The organism is Amycolatopsis sp. NPDC101161, from assembly GCF_044768185.1.
Taxonomy (GTDB): Bacteria; Actinomycetota; Actinomycetes; order Mycobacteriales; family Pseudonocardiaceae; genus Amycolatopsis.
In genome coordinates, this window is the sequence record NZ_JBIWPI010000006.1 from 682,598 (window position 1) to 696,983 (window position 14,386).

15 protein-coding genes are annotated in these 14,386 nt (G+C 71.2%); 8 read left to right on the top strand and 7 right to left on the bottom strand.

Features of this window, described 5'->3' with window-relative positions:
• Window positions 1–31: 31 nt before the first annotated feature.
• The 4 genes from ACIRSS_RS41390 to ACIRSS_RS41405 are packed head-to-tail and all read right to left on the bottom strand — an operon-like array spanning window position 32 to window position 3,907.
• Window positions 32–1,405 carry an amino acid permease gene (locus ACIRSS_RS41390; protein WP_400905162.1) on the bottom strand — a complete coding sequence of 458 codons (1,374 nt, stop codon included), beginning with the start codon at window positions 1,403–1,405 and terminating at the stop codon, window positions 32–34.
• Window positions 1,406–1,446: 41 nt separating this feature from the next.
• On the bottom strand, window positions 1,447–2,394 hold the full coding sequence (locus ACIRSS_RS41395) for an EamA family transporter (protein ID WP_400905164.1): 948 nt from the start codon (window positions 2,392–2,394) through the stop codon (window positions 1,447–1,449).
• A gap of 49 nt (window positions 2,395–2,443) precedes the next feature.
• On the bottom strand, window positions 2,444–3,058 hold the full coding sequence (gene wrbA / locus ACIRSS_RS41400) for an NAD(P)H:quinone oxidoreductase (RefSeq protein WP_400905166.1): 615 nt from the start codon (window positions 3,056–3,058) through the stop codon (window positions 2,444–2,446).
• Between the two features lie 33 nt (window positions 3,059–3,091).
• Window positions 3,092–3,907, bottom strand: coding sequence for a lysophospholipid acyltransferase family protein (locus ACIRSS_RS41405; protein ID WP_400905168.1), 816 nt, complete (start codon window positions 3,905–3,907; stop codon window positions 3,092–3,094).
• Window positions 3,908–4,090: 183 nt separating this feature from the next.
• Here ACIRSS_RS41405 and ACIRSS_RS41410 point away from each other — a divergent pair, with 183 nt between their 5' ends.
• Together ACIRSS_RS41410 and ACIRSS_RS41415 are read left to right on the top strand one after the other, a co-directional pair.
• Complete coding sequence (locus tag ACIRSS_RS41410; RefSeq protein WP_400905171.1) at window positions 4,091–6,574, top strand: DNA translocase FtsK; 2,484 nt, start codon at window positions 4,091–4,093, stop codon at window positions 6,572–6,574.
• A 36-nt stretch (window positions 6,575–6,610) separates the two neighbouring features.
• Window positions 6,611–7,039 carry a hypothetical protein gene (locus ACIRSS_RS41415; protein ID WP_400905172.1) on the top strand — a complete coding sequence of 143 codons (429 nt, stop codon included), beginning with the start codon at window positions 6,611–6,613 and terminating at the stop codon, window positions 7,037–7,039.
• Here ACIRSS_RS41415 and ACIRSS_RS41420 read toward each other — a convergent pair.
• The 3 genes from ACIRSS_RS41420 to ACIRSS_RS41430 all read right to left on the bottom strand — a co-directional run bounded on the left by ACIRSS_RS41420 (window position 7,032) and on the right by ACIRSS_RS41430 (window position 8,772).
• Window positions 7,032–7,643, bottom strand: a complete 612-nt coding sequence (locus ACIRSS_RS41420) for a nitroreductase family protein (RefSeq protein WP_400905175.1) — start codon at window positions 7,641–7,643, stop codon at window positions 7,032–7,034. The genes ACIRSS_RS41415 and ACIRSS_RS41420 overlap by 8 nt on opposite strands.
• A 50-nt stretch (window positions 7,644–7,693) precedes the next feature.
• Complete coding sequence (locus ACIRSS_RS41425) at window positions 7,694–8,128, bottom strand: phospholipase (protein ID WP_400905178.1); 435 nt, start codon at window positions 8,126–8,128, stop codon at window positions 7,694–7,696.
• Window positions 8,129–8,256: 128 nt separating this feature from the next.
• On the bottom strand, window positions 8,257–8,772 hold the full coding sequence (locus tag ACIRSS_RS41430; RefSeq protein WP_400905180.1) for an amino-acid N-acetyltransferase: 516 nt from the start codon (window positions 8,770–8,772) through the stop codon (window positions 8,257–8,259).
• Window positions 8,773–8,856: 84 nt separating this feature from the next.
• Between ACIRSS_RS41430 and rimO the strand changes: the two genes are divergently transcribed.
• The 6 genes from rimO (at window position 8,857) to ACIRSS_RS41460 (ending at window position 14,146) form a co-directional block, all read left to right on the top strand.
• Window positions 8,857–10,293 carry a 30S ribosomal protein S12 methylthiotransferase RimO gene (gene rimO, locus ACIRSS_RS41435; protein ID WP_400905183.1) on the top strand — a complete coding sequence of 479 codons (1,437 nt, stop codon included), beginning with the start codon at window positions 8,857–8,859 and terminating at the stop codon, window positions 10,291–10,293.
• Complete coding sequence (gene pgsA / locus ACIRSS_RS41440; RefSeq protein WP_400905185.1) at window positions 10,290–10,931, top strand: CDP-diacylglycerol--glycerol-3-phosphate 3-phosphatidyltransferase; 642 nt, start codon at window positions 10,290–10,292, stop codon at window positions 10,929–10,931. Before rimO ends, pgsA begins: the two co-directional genes overlap by 4 nt.
• Before the next feature lie 2 nt (window positions 10,932–10,933).
• Window positions 10,934–11,395 carry a CinA family protein gene (locus ACIRSS_RS41445; protein WP_400905187.1) on the top strand — a complete coding sequence of 154 codons (462 nt, stop codon included), beginning with the start codon at window positions 10,934–10,936 and terminating at the stop codon, window positions 11,393–11,395.
• 99 nt (window positions 11,396–11,494) lie between these two features.
• Window positions 11,495–11,953 (top strand): helix-turn-helix domain-containing protein, encoded by a 459-nt coding sequence (locus tag ACIRSS_RS41450; protein ID WP_400905190.1) that lies wholly within the window; start codon window positions 11,495–11,497, stop codon window positions 11,951–11,953.
• Between the two features lie 329 nt (window positions 11,954–12,282).
• A complete protein-coding gene (locus tag ACIRSS_RS41455; protein ID WP_400905193.1) occupies window positions 12,283–13,125 on the top strand; it encodes a PspA/IM30 family protein in 843 nt (280 codons plus the stop codon).
• A gap of 28 nt (window positions 13,126–13,153) precedes the next feature.
• Complete coding sequence (locus tag ACIRSS_RS41460; protein ID WP_400905195.1) at window positions 13,154–14,146, top strand: hypothetical protein; 993 nt, start codon at window positions 13,154–13,156, stop codon at window positions 14,144–14,146.
• Window positions 14,147–14,386 lie beyond the last annotated feature (240 nt).

The window sequence follows — 14,386 nt, forward strand, 5'->3', positions numbered from 1 at the left end:
TCGAATTCGAAAGGGGGTTGCGACACCCGGGTCAATTGTCCGCGGTCTCCGCCGGTGCACGCCCCGCGCGCCGGCGGATGAGGGTGTAGACGGCCAGGATCACCGCCAGGCTGATCAGGCTCAGGTACAGCTGGGCCCGCGCGTCGGCGTCCACGAACAACATCGACGCCACCACGACCAATGTCAGGACCAGCGTCAGCCAGCTCAGCCACGGATACCCCCACATCCGCAGCTTCAACGTCTCCGGCGCCGAAGCTTCCAACCGACGTCGCATCCGCAACTGCGACCCGCAAATGATCGCGTACACGAACAACGCCACCGCGCCCGCCGAATTGATGATGAAGTAGAAGATCTTGTCCGGGGACACGTAGCTCATCACCACCGCCACGTACCCGACCGAAGTGGACGCCAGGATCGCCTTCCACGGCACTCCGCGCGCGTTCGTGTCGGCGATCCACGATGGCGCCCAGCCGTGGCGGCGCAGGGCGAACAACATGCGGGATGCCGTGTACAGCCCCGAATTCAGCACCGACAGCGCTGCCGTCAGGACCACCGCGCTGACCACTGTGGACGCTGCCGGGACGCCGAAGCGGCCGAACGCCGCCGCGAACGGGCTCGTCTCGGTCGGGATCTCGCGCCACGGGGTGATCATCACCAGCAGGGCCACCGAACCCACGTAGAACACGATCACGCGCCAGACGATCGTCGACGTCGCCTTGCGGACCGCCGTCTCCGGCTGGTCGGACTCCGCCGCCGCGATCGTGACGATTTCCGCGCCGAAATAGGAAAAGATGACGATCACCACGCCGTGGACGACCGAAAAACCGCCGTTCGGCACGAAGCCGTCGAGGCCGATGTTGCCCACCGAAAAGTGCGCGCCCGGCCAGAGTCCCAGCACGAACAGCAAGCCCAGCACCAGGAACACCACGATCGTCGCGACCTTGATCGACGCCAGCCAGAACTCCGTCTCGCCGAACGACCGCGCCGACGCCAGGTTCGTCGCCGTCAGCAGCAGCATCAGCGCCAGCGAGAACACCCACTGCGGCACGCCCGGAATCCAGCCCTGCAGGATCTTCGCGCCGGCCACTGCCTCGAACGCGACCACGCCGACCCAGAAGTACCAGTACAGCCAGCCGATCGTGAAGCCCGCCCAGCCGCCGAGGGAGTCCCGCGCGTACTCCATGAACGAGCCGAGCGCCGGCGCGGCCGTCGCCATCTCGCCGAGCATCCGCATGACGAGCACGACCAGCAGCCCGCCCAGCGCGTAGGACAGCACGGCCGCCGGGCCGACGGTGTGGATCACCGCGCCGCTGCCGATGAACAGGCTCGCGCCGATGATGCCGCCGAGGGCGATCATCCGGACGTGTCGCTGCCGGAGTTCGGGCCGCAGCCCCGACGTCGTCATGGTGGAGGATTGTCGCATTCCGACGCCAGTTCGTGAAGAACTCAGCTCGTGAGGATCTCGGACTTCCGCTGCACCAGGTACGCGCCGGCCAGCAGGATCGCCGAGCCGAGCAGCTGCACCCAGGTGAGCTCCTCGCCGAGCAGCGCCCACGCCGTCACGGTGACGATCACCGGCTCGACCAGCCCGAGCACGCTCGCGACCGACGCCGGCAGGTGCCGCAGCGACGAAATCCCGAAGACGTACGCGAACACGGTCGCCACCAGCACGAGCAGGACGAGCAGCAGCCACACCGGCGGGCGCCACGCGCCGAACGCGACGTCCGTGCCGAGCAGCTCGACCGGCCACGTCCACGGCGGCGCGACGACGCTCACGAGCACCGCGCCGATCACCATGCCCCAGGTGACCAGGCCCAGCGGGTCGATGTCGGCCACCGCGCGCTCGCCGAGCAGGAAGTACCCGGCCGAGCACAGCGCCGCGCCGAAGCCGGCGAGCAGCCCGACGCCGTTCAGCGTGACGCCCTGCCAGACCTGCGCGACCAGCGACAGCCCGAGCATGGCCAGCGCGATGCCGCCCCACACCGACCGCGGCAGCCGGTGCCGCCGCACGAACCGCACCCACAGCGCGATGAGCACCGGCGACACGAACTCCAGCAGGATCGCGATGCCGACCGGGATCCGGCCCGCGGCGACGAAGTAGAGCAGCTGCACCCCGGCCACGCCGAGCAGGCCGTAGCCGGCCAGGACCGGGAGCTCGGTCCGGCGGACCCGCAGCTTCCGCGGCGCGACCAGCGCCACCCCGGCGAGCAGCACGAGCCCGGCGACGCCGATCCGCATCGCCGCCACCTGCTCCGGGCTGAACCCGGCGGACATCGCGGACTTGCCCAGCGTGCCCGACGTGCTGAAGAACAGCGCAGCGAGCAGGACGAGGGTCGTCCCGCGGCCGCGGTGGGCCACCCGGGGTGGCGCGAGGACGGGCAGCTCGGTGGTCACCACCGCGACTGTAGGGCCCGCCGCGTCACTGCCAAAGCGCTTTTTCCGGTTACTCGGACTGCTTCAGCCCGGTGGCGACGTGCGTCGTGATCGTCGCGAGCCGGCGCCCTTGGACGCGCAGCGCGCCGAGCGCGAGGTCGTCCGGCGCCGCCGACTTGCGGGAGACGAACGAGCCGCCGTACGGGTTGCCGGACTCCATCAGGTGCGGGTCGGTGTAGCCGAGCGGGACGACGATCGCGCCCCAGTGGTAGAAGACGTTGTTGATCGCCAGCAGCGTCGACTCGAGGCCGCCGTGCCGGGTGGACGCCGTCGTGAACGACGTCGCGACCTTGTCGGCCAGCTTTCCCTGCGCCCACAGCCCACCCGTGCTGTCCAAAAAGGACTTCAGCTGGGCCGCCGGGCCGCCGAACCGGGTCGGGCTGCCGAAGGCGAGCCCGTCCGCCCACACGAGGTCGTCGAGCGTGGCGAGCTCGTGGTGCGGCCCCGAGTCGAGCCACGCCTGCCAGCGCGGGTTCTTCGCGATCGCCTCGGCCGGCACCGTCTCCGGTACGGTCCGGACCCGCACGTCGGCCCCGGTTTCCCGGGCGCCGGCGGCGAGGGACTCCGCGAGGGCGGCGGTGTTGCCGGTCGAGCTGTAGTAGACGACGAGTATCCGAGTGCTCACGCTCACCGACTCTAGGGGAGCCGCGCGCGGGTCTCAGGATCCGGACGTCGGCTTCCAGGGGCTGACCGTGTCGGTCGGGCGCGTCGGGTCGTGGAACTTCGGCCGGTCCAGCTCGCCCGCGCGCAGCGGGACGAGGCCGTCGGTGATCGCCTGCATGATCTTCGCGTGCGCGCGCACGCCGGCGCCGGGCCGCTCCGGCTCGACGTCGGACAGGTCGACCGGGTCGCCGAAGTGCACCCGGAACTTCGGCCGGCGCAGGGGAGCGCTGAGCCCGGACCGGGCGAGCGGGACGAGGTCGGCGGGGCCGTTGACGGTCTCGGTGCCCCAGTAGACGGCCTCGTGCGCGCCCCACTGGCTGATCGGGATCACCGGCACGCCCGACGCGAGGGCCAGCCGGGCCGCGCCGGTCTTGCCCCGCTCCGGCCACAGGCCCGGGTCGTGGCTGATCCGCCCCTCGGGGTAGACGATGATCGGCTCGCGCGTGGTCTTCAGCGCCTCGACGGCCTCCGCGAACTGCCCGACGGCGGTCGCGGCGACCTTCCGGTCGACCCGCAGGTGGCCGCTGACCCGCAGCGCCGGGCCGATGACCGGGGCGTCCAGGATGCCGCCGGCCAGCATGAACCGCGGGTTGATGCCGATCCGCTTGCACGCCGCCATCAGCACGAACGCGTCGAAGACGCCGATGTGGTTCGCCGTCATCAGCAGCGGCTTGCCGCGCAGCTGCGCCGGGATCCGGCCGGACACGGTGAGCCGCCCGACGAGGTTCACCAGCCCGCGGTCGATGTTCAGCATGGTCCGCCAGATGGCGGGGGCCCGGCGGGAGGTGTTGTCGGAGTGCAGCGCGACCATGGGGCAGAGCATGGCAGACGCCGGATTCACCCGGATGCGCACTGGCCGAATCGGTTCACGCGGCGGCGGGCGCCGACCTGGTTCACCCGGATGGCCGCTCAAGCCCCGGTGTGAGGCAGAAGTTCACCCTGGGCCGAGAGTGGCGCATGGGACGAACGCCGACGGCCGGTTACCGTTGACGGCATGGCTGGGTCGGCGACGAGGAAGCGAAGCACGAGTAGCGGCGCGAAGGGGGCAGCGGCGCGTAAGCCGCGTACACCCGCGAAGTCCCGCCCAGCCGCCCGCAAGCCGGCTCCCCGCTCGCGCCGCAAGACGCCGGGGATCTTCGGCAAGGGCGTCCGCGGCACCTGGAACCTGCTGGCCAAGGGCATCGGCACGCTGGCCAGGACGGTCGGCCGCACGCGCGAGCTCGAACCCGAACACCGCCGCGACGGCGTCGCCCTGGGCCTGATCGCCCTGGCCATCGTCGCGGCCGTCGGGGTCTGGTGGCGGGCCGCCGGGCCGATCGGGGCCGGGGTCGAGATCGCGACCCGGACCGTGCTCGGTGCCGGGGCCGTGACGCTGCCGCTGGTCCTCGTGGTCGTCGCCGTCGCGCTCATGCGGTCCGAACCGCACCCGGAGACCCGGCCGCGGATGGTCATCGGCACGATCATGGTCGTCCTGTCCGTGCTCGGGATGCTGCACATCTTCACCGCGCTCCCCGCCACGAACGACGGCCGCATGTACGCCGGCGGCATCATCGGCGCCTTCTCCGGCGGCCTGCTCACCATGGGCGTCACGACCTGGGTCGCCGTCCCCCTCCTGATCCTCGCGCTGGTCTTCGGCGTGCTCGTCTTCACCGGCACCCCCGTCCGCGAGATCCCGCACCGCCTGCGCAACTGGGGTCTCGACGAGGACGAGCTCGCCGAGGCCGAGCAGCAGAAGTCCGGCTTCGCGACCGACGAGGAGACCGTCACCGAGGCGGACCCGAAGTCCGCGCGCCTGCGCAAGCCGTCGCGCCGCCGCCAGGCCGCCGACGCCAACCCCGAGCAGCTCGACATCGACGCCGCCCTGGCCGAGGTGCCGACGCCGATCAAACCGCCCAAGGCCGTGCCCAAGCCGGCCGAGGTGCCCGAGAAGAAGCCGAAGAAGGCGCCGGAACCGCCGCTCGCGGTCACCCGCACCGTCGAGGGCGACTACCAGCTGCCGCCGCCCGACCTGCTGAAGCTCGGCGACGCGCCGAAGTCCCGCAGCAAGGCCAACGACGCCATGATCGAGGCGATCACCGGCGTGCTGGAGCAGTTCAACGTCGACGCGCAGGTCACCGGCTTCACCCGCGGCCCGACGGTCACGCGCTACGAGGTCGAGCTCGGCCCGGGCGTGAAGGTCGAGAAGATCACCGCGCTGACCAAGAACATCGCCTACGCCGTCGCGACCGACAACGTCCGGCTGCTGGCGCCGATCCCGGGCAAGTCCGCGGTCGGCATCGAGGTGCCGAACTCCGACCGCGAGATGGTCCGCCTGGGTGACGTCCTGCGCGCGCCGTCCACGGTCAAGGACAACCACCCGATGGTGATCGGCCTCGGCAAGGACATCGAGGGCCACTTCGTCACCGCGAACCTGACGAAGATGCCCCACCTGCTGGTCGCGGGCTCGACCGGTTCCGGTAAGTCGAGCTTCGTCAACTCGATGCTGGTGTCGCTGCTCGCGCGCTCGACGCCGGACGAGTGCCGGATGATCCTGATCGACCCGAAGATGGTCGAGCTGACGCCGTACGAGGGCATCCCGCACCTGATCACGCCCATCATCACCCAGCCGAAGAAGGCCGCCGCCGCGCTGGCCTGGCTGGTGGAGGAGATGGAGCAGCGCTACCAGGACATGCAGGTCAACAAGGTCCGGCACATCGACGACTACAACAAGAAGGTCAAGTCCGGCGAGATCACCGCGCCGCCCGGGTCCGAGCGCGAGTACCGGCCGTACCCGTACATCATGGCGATCGTCGACGAGCTCGCCGACCTGATGATGACCGCCCCGCGCGACGTCGAGGACGCGATCGTCCGGATCACCCAGAAGGCGCGTGCCGCGGGCATCCACCTGGTCCTGGCCACGCAGCGGCCGTCGGTCGACGTCGTGACCGGCCTGATCAAGACGAACGTGCCCTCGCGGCTGGCCTTCGCGACGTCGTCGCTGACCGACTCGCGGGTCATCCTCGACCAGCCGGGCGCGGAGAAGCTGATCGGCATGGGTGACGCGCTCTACCTGCCGATGGGCGCCGGGAAACCGGTCCGCATCCAGGGCGCGTTCGTCGGCGACGAAGAGATCGCCGCGGTCGTCAACTACGCCAAGGAGCAGGCGCAGCCGGACTACCAGGACGGCGTCACCGCGCAGAAGGCCGGCGAGAAGAAGGAGATCGACCCGGACATCGGCGACGACCTCGACGTCCTGCTGCAGGCGGCCGAGCTGATCGTGACGTCCCAGTTCGGCTCGACGTCGATGCTGCAGCGCAAGCTGCGGGTCGGGTTCGCCAAGGCGGGGCGCCTCATGGACCTGCTGGAAAGCCGCGGGATCGTCGGGCCGTCGGAGGGCTCGAAGGCCCGTGACGTGCTGATCAAGCCGGAGGAGCTGGACTCGGTCCTGTACCTGATCCGCGGTGGCGACCCGTCGCCGTCCGACGCGGACGACGAGTAGTGCAACCCGCCGCCGGGTCCGTTCCGTCCTGAGCGCATGGACCCGCAGCGCATCGCCGCCGGACTGTTCGCCATCGCCGTCGTCGCGGTGGGCGCCGGGAGCTCGGTCGCGGCCGGGCAGCCGGTGCCGGCCCGGCCGCCGGCGCCGTCGACCGTCAGCACCGCGCCCCGCGGTGACGTCACCCTGCGCGTCGGCCAGGAGGCCGCGGTCCAGGGGAAGGACCTGACGGTCCGCTACACGCGGATGGTCTCGGACTCCCGCTGCCGCCCGAACATGACGTGCTTCTGGCAGGGCGAGGCGACGCTGGCGTTCGTGCTGCGCGAACCGGGCCGCGGCGAGAGCACGACGGCCGAGCTGCACAGCGGCCCCCGGACCGGCCCGCAGGCGACCTCGTTCGCCGCCAGCCGCGTCGAGCTGGTGTCGGTGAGCGAGGACGGCCTGGAGGCGACCGTCCGGGTCAGCTGAGCGGCGTGCCCCAGTGGTCGAGGAAGGCCACTTCGGACAGCGGTGTGCGCGGCGCCGGCTTGAAGTCCGGCACCGTCGTGTACGCCACCGGCAGCAGCCCGACCTGCGTGTGGCCGTCCGGGATGCCGAGGATCTCCGCGGCTTCGGCCTCCCGCGCCAGGTGGTACGTCGTGAGCGTCGAACCCAGCCCGCGCGAGCGCAGCGCCAGCTGGAAACTCCACACCGCCGGGAAGATGCCGCCGTAGAAGGCCGCGTCGACCGCGTTGTCCCCGGCCGGGCGGCCTGCCACGACGGGGATCACGAACACCGGGACGCGCTCGATCACGTCGATCAAGTGCCGCCCGGAGGCCAGCGCCCGCGAAGGCGCGGCACTCGCCCGTTCCGCCAGGTAGGCCTCGCCGACTTCGCGGAAGATCGCGCCGAGCCGGTTCTTCACGTCCTGGTCGCGCACCACGAGCCAGCGCCAGGCCTGGACGTTGCCGGGCGTCGGCGCCTGCAGCGCCAGGTTCAGGCACTCCTCGACGACCTCGGGTTCGACCGGCCGGTCGAGGTCGAGCTTCCGGCGGACCGCGCGGGTCGTGCTGAGCAGGTGGTCGATGTCCATGCACCCATCCTGACGGGCCCGGGCCGGTCGCGCGGCCCGGGCCGCCGGGCTCAGCCGCCGAACTTGCGGACGGCCTCGTAGTACGTCCACGCCGCGCCCTTGCAGGCGATGTTGGACCCGCAGACGCTCTTGAGGTCGGAGTACAGGTTGTCGTCGATCTTCAACCGGTTCGCCTCGGTGAAGCGGCCCTGCTTCTTGTAGTTGCGGTACCCGAAGTCGTGGCGGTGGCAGCCCGGGAGGAACTTCCAGCCGAACGGGTTGTCCGGCGCCCACGAGCAGCCGTCGGAGGACCAGTCGAGCTGGCCGTTGTAGGGCGCCTGGCCCCGGATCGTCTCGAAGCCCGAGAGCGAGGTGTGGAACAGGTACTGGTCGGTCACGGTCGGGATGTCGACCGCCGCCGCCGTGCCGGCACCCAGCAGGGCGCTCCCGCCGACAGTCGCGGCCACCGCGATGGTGGCCCCCAGGTTCCGCAGAGTCGTGCGCATCTTGTGCGTTCCTTGCTGATCAGGTGGGGAATTGACCTGATCATCGTGGGACACCGAGGTGGCGCGCGTCACCGCCCGGAAGGATGTTAGGGGGAAACCTTCAGAATCCGGGCGGTGAACAGGGGTCTTCAGAGCTCGAGCAGCATCCGGGAGTTGCCGAGGGTGTTCGGCTTGACGTAGGGGAGGTCGAGGAACTCGGCGACACCGGTGTCGTGCGAGCGCCGCATCTCCTCGTACACCTCGTGCGACACCGGCGTGCCCTGGATCTCGACGAACCCGTGGCCCTGGAAGAAGCTCGTCTCGAACGTCAGCACGAACAGCCGCCTGAGACCCAGCTCACGGGCCTCGTCGATCAGCCGGGCGACCAGCACCCGGCCGACGCCCTGGCCGCGGACGGCCTTGTCGACCACCACGGTCCGCAGCTCGGCGATGTCCTCCCAGAGCACGTGCAGCGCGGCCGCGCCGACGACCTCGCCGTCCACCTCGGCGACCCAGAACTCCTGGACCGCTTCGTACAGCGTGACCAGGTCCTTCTCCAGGAGGACGCGCCCGGCGTCGGAGTCGACCAGGCCCTTGATCTTGCGGACGTCGGCGATCCGCGCGCGGCGGACGGCGGGGGAGGCGGACGGCACGATCGTCAACATTGCCACATCGCCGCGCCGGGGCGGCGACACGACCGGGCTACGCCGTCGTCGGCCCGCCCGGGACCGGCGGCTACCCTGAACGTCGTGCCTTCTCCTGCCACTGACTCCGCCGCCACCCGACGCGTCTCCCTGCTGACCCTGGGCTGCGCCCGCAACGAGGTCGACTCGGAGGAGCTGGCGGGCCGGCTGGCGGCCGGCGGCTGGGAGCTGGCGGCCGATCCGGAGGACTCCGACGTCGTGGTGGTCAACACCTGCGGCTTCGTCGAGTCGGCCAAGAAGGACTCCGTCGACACGCTGCTGGCGGCCTCGGACACCGGCAAGAAGGTCGTCGCGGTCGGCTGCATGGCCGAGCGCTACGGCAACGAGCTCGCCGACAGCCTCCCCGAGGCCGACGCGGTGCTGGGCTTCGACCACTACGCCGACCTCTCCGACCGGCTCGACGACGTCGTCGCGGGCCGCAAGGTCGCCTCGCACACCCCCGGCGACCGGCGCAAGCTGCTGCCGATCAGCCCGGTCCAGCGGCCCGCCGCCGCGGAGAACGTCGAGGTCCCGGGCCACGCGCAGCACGGCTGGGGCCCGCGGGTGCTGCGCACGCGGCTCGACGACTCGCCGGTGGCCGCGCTGAAGATCGCGTCCGGCTGCGACCGGCGCTGCTCGTTCTGCGCGATCCCGTCGTTCCGCGGCTCGTTCGTCTCGCGGCAGCCGGACGAGGTCGTCGCCGAGGCGATGTGGCTGGCCGAAAACGGCGTCAAGGAGCTGTTCCTGGTCAGCGAGAACTCGACGTCCTACGGCAAGGACTTCGGCCGCGACGGCGCCACCGCGCTGGAGCGGCTGCTGCCGCGGCTGGCGGAGATCGAGGGCATCGAGCGCGTCCGCGTCTCCTACCTGCAGCCGGCCGAGACGCGCCCGCAGCTGGTCAAGGCCATCGCGACCACGCCGGGGGTCGCCGAGTACTTCGACCTGTCCTTCCAGCACTCCAGCGAGCAGGTGCTGCGCCGGATGCGCCGGTTCGGCTCGACCGACTCGTTCCTGGCGCTGTGCGCGCAGATCCGCGAGTACGCGCCCGAGGCGGGCATCCGCACCAACGTCATCGTCGGGTTCCCCGGCGAGACCGAGCACGACCTCTCCGAGCTGGAACGCTTCCTGACCGGCGCGCGCCTCGACGCGGTCGGCGTCTTCGGCTACTCGGACGAGGACGGCACCGAGGCCGAGGGCTTCGACGGCAAGCTGGACGCCGACGAGGTGGCGAAGCGGGTCACGCGGATCTCCGCGCTGGTCGAGGAGCTGACCGCGCAGCGCGCCGAGGACCGGATCGGCACGTTCGTCGACGTCCTCGTCGAGCTGGACGACGACGGCGAGCTCACCGGCCGCGCCGCGCACCAGGCGCCCGAGGTCGACGGCGAGTGCGTCATCCTCGACGCGCCGGAGAAGACCGAGGTCGGTGACTTCCTCCGCTGCGAGGTCGTCGACTCGGCGGGCGTGGACCTGATCGTCCGCGCGGTACCGGACGCCGACCGGTGAGTGCGCTCCCCAGCGACGCCGCCGACGAGGGCACGGCCCACGACGGCCCCGCCCAGGTCCCGGTGGCGACCCCCGTCCCCACGCTCAACGTCGCCAACCTGCTGACGCTCTCCCGGCTGGTCCTGGTCCCGCTGTTCGTCGTCGCGCTGTTCACCGGCGACGGCCAGGACACCACCTGGCGCGCGATCGCCACCGGCCTGTTCGCCGTCGCCTCCTTCACCGACCAGCTCGACGGCTGGGTGGCCCGCAAGTACGGCCTGATCACCGACTTCGGCAAGATCGCCGACCCGATCGCGGACAAGGCGCTGACCGGCGCCGCTCTGGTGGGGTTGAGCGTCCTCGGCGAGCTGGGCTGGTGGGTCACGATCGTCATCGCCGTCCGCGAGATCGGCGTCACGCTGCTGCGGTTCTGGGTGATCCGCCACGGCGTGATCCCGGCCAGCCGCGGCGGCAAGGCCAAGACGATGGCCCAGATCGCCGCGATCGTGGCGTACCTGCTGCCGCTGCCCGCGGGCGCGGACCCGGTCCGCTGGGCGCTGATGGGCCTGGCCCTGGTGCTGACCGTGGTGACCGGCGTCGACTACCTGGTCCGGGCCCTGCGGCTGCGCGCGGCCGGCCGCCGCGTCACCGGGAGCTGAGCGTGGACGAAAAGGCCCTGGTCGCGGCCCTGACCGCGCGGGGCGAGACCGTCGCTGCGGCCGAGTCGCTGACCGCCGGCCTGGTCTGCGCGACCCTCGCGACGGTGCCCGGCGCGAGCGCGGTCCTGCGCGGCGGCCTGGTCGTCTACGCCACCGAGCTGAAGACCGCGCTGGCCGGGGTCGACGCGGGCCTGCTGGCCGAGCACGGCGCCGTGCACCCGGAGGTCGCGGCGCAGCTGGCCGAGGGCGCGCGCGACCGCTGCGGGGCGACCTGGGGGCTCGGGCTGACCGGCGTGGCCGGACCGTCGCCGCAGGACGGCGTGGCTCCGGGCACGGTGTACGTCGGGCTCGCCGGGATGGGAACACGCACAGTCCGTACGCTGGGCCTGTCCGGCGGCCGCGACTTGATCAGGACCGAATCGGTCCGGGCGGCGTTTGCCCTGCTCGGGGAACATCTGGCGTGAAACACGCGTTCGCCCTTGGCGTACGGACACACCAACTCCTGCGCCCGGGGCGCCGCTCTGGGTAACGTAGGGGGTACTTGTTCGGAAGGGAGGCGCGTGATGACCGTGCTGTTGCGTGAGGCGATCGGTGATCGGCTCCGTCATGCCCGCACCAACCAGCGTCGTACGCTGCGCGACATCTCCCGCGCCGCCAGGGTCAGCCTCGGCTACCTCTCGGAGGTGGAGCGGGGCCAGAAGGAGGCGTCGAGCGAGCTGCTCGCGTCCATCTGCCAGGCCCTGGACCTTCCGCTCGGCGAGCTGCTGCACAACGTGGCGGCGGACGTTTCGGCCCTCGACAACGTCGAGGTCGCACCGGTCGACGAGCGGATCGTGGAAGGCGCGCCCCGGGAGAAGAGGGGCGCCGAGGCCGCGGCGGCCGGCATCGAAGGCGGTCGCCTGATGTCCGAGCTGATCGGGAACGACCTCGCCGACCTGCGGGTTTCCCCGGCGCCGAGGATGAACACGACGTTGCGGACGACGATCGGGCAGCCCAAGCTGGCTTCCACGATCGCCGCTTAGGAGCGAAGAGCGCAAGACGACGGCCCCGGGCAACCTGCCCGGGGCCGTTCGCGTTACTTGAGCGTCGCGTCCGCGCTTGTACGCCTCGCCCCTCGCGGGTGACGGTGCGTGAAGCGTGGTCACGGCGTGGTTCGATCGCCGGAAGGCGGGCCGCCGACTCCGGGGTGATCAGGGGCGAACCCTGAAATCCCCCGGGGTCGCCTGGAACGGACGTGGCCGACCTGACACGATGGAACCCAACGCCGGGGTCGGTGCGTTGCATGTGCAGGGGAGTGACGCCCCACCCCGAGGACCTAGGCCCGTGGGACGCAAGAAGGCAGGCGGAGGAGATGGCCAACCCGTTCGTGAAGTTCTGGAAGTACATGATGGCGGCGTTCTCGTCGAAGATCGACGAGCACGCCGACCCGAAGGTACAGATCCAGCAGGCCATCGAGGAGGCGCAGCGCAACCACCAGGCGCTGACGCAGCAGGCCGCCTCCGTGATCGGCAACCAGCGGCAGCTGGAGATGAAGCTCAACCGGCAGCTCGGCGACGTCGAGAAGCTGCAGGCCTCGACCCGGCAGGCGCTCGTCCTCGCGGACGAGGCCCGTTCCAAGGGTGACGAGCAGAAGGCGACCGAGTTCGAGAACGCCGCGGAGAGCTTCGCGACGCAGCTCGTCACGGCCGAGCAGAACATCGAGGACCTGAAGACGCTGCACGACCAGTCGCTGCAGGCCGCGGCCCAGGCCAAGAAGGCCGTGGAGCGCAACTCGCAGATGCTGCAGCAGAAGCTGGCCGAGCGCACGAAGCTGCTCTCGCAGCTGGAGCAGGCGAAGATGCAGGAGCAGGTCTCCGCTTCGCTGAACCAGATGAGCCAGCTGGCCGCGCCGGGCAACACGCCGTCGCTGGAAGAGGTCCGCGACAAGATCGAGAAGCGCTACACCACGGCGCTGGGCTCGGCGGAACTGGCGCAGAACTCGGTCCAGGGGCGCATGATGGAGGTCCAGGCCTCCACCACGCAGCTGGCCGGCCAGTCGCGGCTGCAGCAGATCCGGGCCTCGATGCACGGTGACTCGGTCGCCCAGGTGACCGACGGCGGCAAGGCGGCCCAGCAGCCGGCCAGCAGCTCGGCCGACATCCAGCGCGAGATCCAGGCGCGCGTGCAGGCCGAGCAGGGCAAGAACCCGGCCTGACGCCGGCCGGCAGTCGAAGGGGGCGAGCATGGGGCAGCAGGGCAGACGACGCGACTTCAGCGAGTTCAGCGCGAAGCTGGAGAAGCACATCGAGAAGCTGCCCGACTACGCCGTGCGCGCCCAGGAGAAGCTCCAGAAGGTGCAGAAGTACTTCCCGCCGGCCGACCAGGCCGGCGGGAAGCCCGCACCCCCGCGGGCCCGGCCGAACCCCCTGCAGCGGCCGCCGGTGCGCCGCCCGGACATGACGGCCGGCTGGTCGTCGATGGCGAACCAGGTGCCCGCGTTCGCCGAAGCCCGCGCGAAGTGGGACCGCTGGAACCACCCGGCGGCGAAGCTGGAACGCCGCAAGCGCCGGACGTCCCGCGCGATGACGCTGTGGATCATGCTGACGATCCTGTGCGGCGTCCTCACCGTGGCGGCCGGGATGGGCTGGATGAGCGCCACCGGTGCCGCGATGATGCCGCAGGCGATCATGGCGTTCGCCGGCGCTGTCGTCTTCGGGACGTTCAGCGTCCGAAGCGGACTCAAGCTCCGCGAACTCAAGAACACGCCGCTCCCGTCCGCGCCGGCGGGACCGCCGCCGCTGCCGCCCGCCGGATCCGCCGCCCGCGAGCCGATGGAACGGCTGGCGGAGTGCGAAGCGTCGCTGGGCGAACTGCTGCGGCAGCTCTCCGTACCGTCCTCGGTGGGCACGACGCCGGTGTCCGAAGTGTCCGTCGCGGACGCCCGGCAGACCGCGGCCGAAGCCGCGGCCGCCTTGCGTGGCCTCGCCGGCCGCATCCAGGCGATCGAACGCGGCCGCAACTCCGCGCCGGCCCGCGAGCAGGCGGCCTTGGACGCGGCCGTCGGCAAGCTCCGCGAACAGCTCGACGACGGCCTCGAGGGCTACCGCGGCCTGGTCGCCGCGGCCGGCCACACGGTCGCCGCCTCGAGCGACGGCCTCGTCACGTCCAAACAGGCCCTCACCGACGCCACCGACCGCCTCGCCGGCCTCGCGATGGCGTTGCGCGAGCTTTCCTGAGCCTGAAAGACGGCGATCACGCGAATTCCGCCGTCGTTGCGCCGCCCGGGAACTCAAACTCGGCCGTTCGGGTGCCGCCGGGCGGCCGAACCGGATCTTCGTCACCCGGCGTGCGTGATCGTGCGTTTCACCCCGGCGTCGCGCCCTGTTCACCTCCCGGCTCCGAAACCCGCACGTAATCGGAAACTGGTGGCGACGGAAACGTGAGCCACCTAACGTTTCTGTCATGCAGGTAGAGGT

Excerpts from the sequence above, each read along its gene's own strand:
- ACIRSS_RS41390 (WP_400905162.1), bottom strand. The coding sequence starts at position 1,405 with ATGACGACGTCGGGGCTGCGGCCCGAACTCCGGCAGCGACACGTCCGG.
- ACIRSS_RS41405 (WP_400905168.1), bottom strand. The coding sequence starts at position 3,907 with ATGGTCGCGCTGCACTCCGACAACACCTCCCGCCGGGCCCCCGCCATC.
- ACIRSS_RS41410 (WP_400905171.1), top strand. The coding sequence starts at position 4,091 with ATGGCTGGGTCGGCGACGAGGAAGCGAAGCACGAGTAGCGGCGCGAAG.
- ACIRSS_RS41415 (WP_400905172.1), top strand. The coding sequence starts at position 6,611 with ATGGACCCGCAGCGCATCGCCGCCGGACTGTTCGCCATCGCCGTCGTC.
- ACIRSS_RS41420 (WP_400905175.1), bottom strand. The coding sequence starts at position 7,643 with ATGGACATCGACCACCTGCTCAGCACGACCCGCGCGGTCCGCCGGAAG.
- ACIRSS_RS41425 (WP_400905178.1), bottom strand. The coding sequence starts at position 8,128 with ATGCGCACGACTCTGCGGAACCTGGGGGCCACCATCGCGGTGGCCGCG.
- ACIRSS_RS41430 (WP_400905180.1), bottom strand. The coding sequence starts at position 8,772 with ATGTTGACGATCGTGCCGTCCGCCTCCCCCGCCGTCCGCCGCGCGCGG.
- ACIRSS_RS41450 (WP_400905190.1), top strand. The coding sequence starts at position 11,495 with ATGACCGTGCTGTTGCGTGAGGCGATCGGTGATCGGCTCCGTCATGCC.
- ACIRSS_RS41455 (WP_400905193.1), top strand. The coding sequence starts at position 12,283 with ATGGCCAACCCGTTCGTGAAGTTCTGGAAGTACATGATGGCGGCGTTC.
- ACIRSS_RS41460 (WP_400905195.1), top strand. The coding sequence starts at position 13,154 with ATGGGGCAGCAGGGCAGACGACGCGACTTCAGCGAGTTCAGCGCGAAG.